The sequence below is a fragment of the Micromonospora sp. C95 genome, from assembly GCF_018070465.1.
In the GTDB taxonomy this organism is placed as follows: domain Bacteria; phylum Actinomycetota; class Actinomycetes; order Mycobacteriales; family Micromonosporaceae; genus Micromonospora.
Genome location: NZ_JAGPXT010000054.1, coordinates 1 through 5,037, shown reverse-complemented (window position 1 = coordinate 5,037; position 5,037 = coordinate 1). Strand labels below are relative to the sequence as shown.

The 5,037-nt window shown below is 65.5% G+C and carries 3 protein-coding genes; all 3 read right to left on the bottom strand.

From position 1 onward, the window contains the following. Positions 1-111: 111 nt before the first annotated feature. From KBX00_RS28880 to KBX00_RS28870, 3 genes are read right to left on the bottom strand one after another with little or no spacing between them, the layout of a single operon-like run. Positions 112-1,155, bottom strand: a complete 1,044-nt coding sequence (locus KBX00_RS28880; protein WP_210831218.1) for a TRM11 family methyltransferase — start codon at positions 1,153-1,155, stop codon at positions 112-114. A gap of 38 nt (positions 1,156-1,193) precedes the next feature. Then, positions 1,194-4,277: a caspase family protein gene (locus KBX00_RS28875; RefSeq protein ID WP_210831217.1), complete on the bottom strand. Its 3,084-nt coding sequence runs from the start codon at positions 4,275-4,277 to the stop codon at positions 1,194-1,196. Next, positions 4,274-4,651, bottom strand: coding sequence for a hypothetical protein (locus tag KBX00_RS28870; RefSeq protein ID WP_210831216.1), 378 nt, complete (start codon positions 4,649-4,651; stop codon positions 4,274-4,276). The genes KBX00_RS28875 and KBX00_RS28870 overlap by 4 nt, the downstream gene beginning before the upstream one ends. Between the last annotated feature and the right edge of the window lie 386 nt (positions 4,652-5,037).

Below are 5,037 nucleotides of genomic sequence, written 5' to 3'. Positions count from 1 at the left end.
CCCCCCACCCCCGCCCGCGCGATCTTGCACTTTCTGTCCCCGCATAAGGGGCATAGGGCACGTATCGACGACCGAAACTGCAAGATCGCGGGGGTGGGGTGGGGGTGGGGGTTAGGTGGGTTTTTGGGCTACCAGGACGTCGCGGAGGATGGCTTGGTCGACGCGGTGGGTCAGGGTGCGCCAGGGGCCGGTGTCCAGGACGGTGAGGCCGGCGGCGGCCAGGCACTCAGCGGCGGCCTCGCGGCGGGCGACGTTCGTGTTCCAGGAGATGCCCAGCGCGCCGCCGGGGCGCAGCACCCGCGCCCACCCGGGCACGGCGGCGGTGAGCAGCGCGAGCGGGTCACGGGCCAGGCCGGTCTCGGCGGTACGGCTGCCGTGCTGCACCCCGTACGGCGCATCGGCCACCACCACGTCGATCGTCTCCGGGCGGAAGAACTCACCGACCCGGGTCGTGTCGGCGTTCACCACGTCAACCGACTGCACGTCGCCGGCCTTGTGCGCCTCCTTCGAGGCGGCCAGTTCCACCCGCAGCCGCCGGCCGACCACCTTGCGCTCCCGGCGGATCGGCCCGGACTCCAGCACCCGGTGCTTGATCCGCTTGCGCTTGAGCCAGGTGCCGAGAAACGTCTGGTACGCCTCGAAGTCCTTGCTGTCGCGGTCCAGGCCGGCGGCGTCGAAGCCGTACATCATCGCCTGGTTGAGCGTGGTGCCCCGGCCGCACAGCGGGTCGAGCACCCGGAACCGTCGGGTCAGCAGCTCGCCGGCCCCGTCCGAGGCGAGCAGGGTCACGTTGAGCAGCAGCTTGGTGAACTGCTCGTTGGTCTTGCCCGGATACTTCTGAATGGTGAGCAGATCGTCGTCGAAACGGTCCAGCCGGGTCACCGGCACCGGCCGCAGCAGGTCCCCGACGAACTCGAAGATCGCGTACGCGCTGGAGAGGTTGCCCAGCAGCGCGGCGTCCCGTTCGCTCAGACCGCCGGCGACCTCGAACGTGACGTAGCGCGCCCCGCCGATGGTCGCGGTCCCCACCGCACCGATCCGCCCATCGAGCACCGCGTCGCCGAAGATCTCCAGTTCCGCCCGCATCAGCTCCACCGCTGCCCCCGAGTACACCCGGTTGCTCGACGGCAGACTCAACACCCCATACCTCGCCATGATCAAAGCAGTATGGCAGAGGACAGATCTCCGCAGAGCTACGCAAGCAATTCCGGCGCCGGTGGACGTGGTGTAGGTTCCAGCGGATGCATCGGCTGCGACACCGCCGCCAGCGCGTATGACTCCTTGGCACCGAAGCCGATGACGAATGCAGCTTCGCAGGTCATCGCGATCGTTTCCTCATCCGCACCGGCGGAGTTCCAGCAGAACCACCATCCTGCTGTCTCATCGAGATACGTGGGTGGATCGGTCGGCTCGAAGCCAAGCTCATCCAGGGACACCACCGCCTGACCTGCCCGTCGCGAGTTCAATGCCCCGACGCCGATGTGCACCCAGACCCGCTGACGGTCCCTGGCCAGCAGCGTCATGGTGACCGCCGGCAGGCGCGGATCACACAGTCGTACCCAACTGCCGTGCCCCAGCCGCAGCCAAGCGAGCCAAAACGCGATGAACTCGATCCGGGCTTCGCTCGTAACAGGCCGCAGGGCGTCTAGGACAATCGGCCAGAGCTCGGCCGCATCCTGGTTGTTCAACAATCTGCGCTCGTGCGTGTTCAGCCCACCACGCCCTCGCCCACCGGCAGGCCGGTGTCGTTCCGCCTGACCAAGAAGCAGCGCGGCATAGCCTCTTGCCAGCGAGTCGCCAGACTCTCCAATGGACAACCAGTGCCCTAGTCCGTGGTCGCCCTGGCGGCTCGCGGACTGTCCGTAGCCTAACGCGAGGCGGAGCCATTCCTCGTCTCCAGGGCCTGCCACAGACAGTACTTCGCCAAAAACCTGGGCCGCCTCGACGGGTTGCCGCTCATCGAAGAGAAGCCAGCCAAGTCGCAACGCAGCTTGGACACGGACGTCGGCGTACCGGGTGCTGATCGCGTTCCGGTAGTCGGCCATCGCCGATTCCAGCGCACCAGCAAGTTCACGGATGACACCACGGTGAAGACGGCCGAGGGCGGCGACGCGGTCGTCGCCCTGCCTGACCACCAGATCCAGCAATGAACCGGCACGCTCGTAGTTGTTCTGCTCGTTTCTCAGCAGCACCGCCAGCACGAGCCGGGCTGCTGGCCGAAGATCGGGAGGGCCCTCCGTGCCGAGCAGTTCCAACAGCTGTTGCGCACGACTGATGTCGCCGTCGCGCCAGTGGCCGACCGCACAGCCGAGCGGATCCTCGATCGGCAGCTCGACATTAAGCAGAATCTGTTCCGTTTCCTCCCAATCCTTCGATGTACGTGCCAGGAGAGTCCCGCGCCAGTCTCCGCCCATGGCCGGAGCAACCTCGCGCACGATCGAGGCGGCAGCTGCTTGATCTCGGGCAGCGACGAGGTACAGGAAGACGACAGCATGACTCCATGCGCCCACCTCAAGCAAAGCGGCCATGATTCCGAACAGCCTTTGTGTAGGCTGAAGTGAAAGTGGCTCGAAGAATGCGCGCAGGCGCGTCAGTGGTGCGTCCGCATGCCGCAAACCGGCCAGCGTGGAAGGCCAACGGGCACCGGGCTGGGCTGCCGATTCCAGCACTCGGACGCCCGAAACCGAACTGCTCTCTATCGATCCGAGTAGCTCAGCCAGTTCGAGTGCACTCCTAGTACGACCAGCCTCGGCCAGCAGGTTGGCAGCGTCTAGTGGGCGGCCGATATCGCGGAGTCCGTCAGCCAGCACGAGCATCGACTCCACCGGTCGGATTGCGGCCACTTCCCCCAGGAATACCTGCGGGACATCAGCGAGTTTTTCAGCCCAGAAGCGCTCCAACAGGGTGACCAACTGCTCATCGCTGGCCTCACCCATCAGTCGGCGCAGCACGGGCTTAATCTCATCGACCAAGGGAGTGCCGGCGGCCGCAATCACGAAGTTGACTAAATCTGTGAAGTCGGCGAGCCGATGAAGAGCCCTCTGCGCCAAATCCGACGCCGCCCCGGGCAAACCAGCGTCGTGCAGCCCCCGGGCGAGTTGCACCACGTCCGCAGGCTCGGTCCTGACCTCAACCACGGCTTCCAGCAACGGGGCCAGCGTCAAGCGAGGCACGATGAGCGTCGCAATTGCAGTAAGGGCGGCAGTCGGCGCGGCCGCGAGCACCGAGTAGACCACTGCGGCGTCGCCGGCACGGTGCAGGTCGCTGAGGGTGAACAGCAACGCCGCGACGTCGGCACCACGACGGGTAGCTACGGTTCGCAGGATTCGGTCGGCGTGCTCGTGGTCACCGCCCAATCGAAGGCGTTCGACGATCGAGGCCACGGCCTGGTCGTCCCGGGTATGCGCGATGGCATCGAGCAGACCCGGCACGGCCCCAGGGTCACGCTCCGACATCTCGCCGACGGCAGCAACCAGTTGCGCAGGGGCCTGCCCGATGAGTGCGTCGAATTCGACCGACCGTTGATCTGGCCGCTTACCAGGGCGTCCGTAGCGGTTGCGTACGAAGGGTAGGGCGCCACCGCTGTTACGAGCACGTTGCTGGGGTACAGGACGCCCCTTTGCCTCCAATCCACGCCGCACGTACCAATAGAGGGTTTCGAGGTCAACGTGCTCAGCCGCATCGGGAATGCCCAGTGTGAGAGCAGCGATGATCTCGCCGGTGAAGGCCGTGAACTCTTCTCCAATCGGCGCGAGGGCCAGCTTGGTTTCGGCCGATGCAGTGATCAAATAGGTGCCTTCGATTCTCGCCTGGTCGGCCATCTCCACCGACCCGCTCATCCCACCCAGCATCGCTTGGCCGCTGTAGCAGCAGTCGAGCATGACGACCTTGGAGGCACAGACCGCGGTGTCAATCACCTCCCGACGGAGATCGTCGTAGCGAACCGCCCGGAATAGGCGGTTGGCATTCGCTTTCCTCAGGGCCAGATAGAGGTCCGACGTCCGCTCCTCAAGCAACCCGTGGCCAGCGAAGTAGACGACGAGTGATTCTTCCGCCTCGGACGACGCCTGATGCACCGCCTCCAGCACAACTTCGGCACTCTCCGGGTCGATCAGGACCGTGCAGTTGTCGGGCGGAAGGCCCCAGACCTCCGGATCGGCAAGCAGGTCCGCCAGGCGGCGCACGTTGCGTTCGACGGCCGGCAGCGGCTCAAGCGCCGTGTAGTTGGCGCAGCCGACCAACACAGCGCGTGAGCCATGCGGATCGGGCAGTGTCACTGGCCGGCCAGCTCTGCGGACTCGCCAGAAGGCGCGTCAGCATCCGAGCCCAACAACTTCACAACCCGGGCAATCGTCTCGGGCGAGGCGTCGACGATGACCACGCTTCCCTTGCCGGTGCTGATGCGCAGTTCTTGTGGCCGGCGTCGAGAGTCACGCCAAGCGGAGAAGCTCATCAGCAGCGTCGGGATCGCGACGGCATGGGTCAGTACCACGTCAACGACGTCGAGTCCCCCCATGGCCCCGTCAGGTTGGTTGGCGCGGACCGTTATCGCTGCGGCGCGGCGTACATCCGGATCGCGCTTGTACCAACTCGCGAGTGAGCTAGCTTCGATGCCAGAGGCATCATCGGTTAGCGTCAGAGAGAGCCGCATGGGTTCACCTTCCTACCGATTCAGCACGTCGCGATCGTGCGGATCCTAAAAGGATCTGAGCCGGTTTGCGATCCGCCAGTGCGCCGTCCGTCCGTTACGGGGCCTAGTTCGGACGTAACAGCGCCGGTGGCGACGTCGGTTAGAAGGCGTCAATTGTCTGTACGTCCATAAGCGGGCAGTTGACGGAAATCCGTCAGTAGGATCGTCTCGACCGCGGTGACGCCCCCCGGGTGCCATACCCGGGGGGCGTCGCACATGCTGTCAGACACCCCAGCTTCTTGGATGTCAAGCTGCGGCGGGTTGGGTGCGGTGTGACCAGGCGGTTGTCTGGTCGTAGTGGGTGGTGTTCTTGAGGCAGCCGTGGAGGATGCCGACGAGGCGGTTGC

Excerpts from the sequence above, each read along its gene's own strand:
- KBX00_RS28870 (WP_210831216.1), bottom strand. The coding sequence starts at position 4,651 with ATGCGGCTCTCTCTGACGCTAACCGATGATGCCTCTGGCATCGAAGCT.
- KBX00_RS28880 (WP_210831218.1), bottom strand. The coding sequence starts at position 1,155 with ATGGCGAGGTATGGGGTGTTGAGTCTGCCGTCGAGCAACCGGGTGTAC.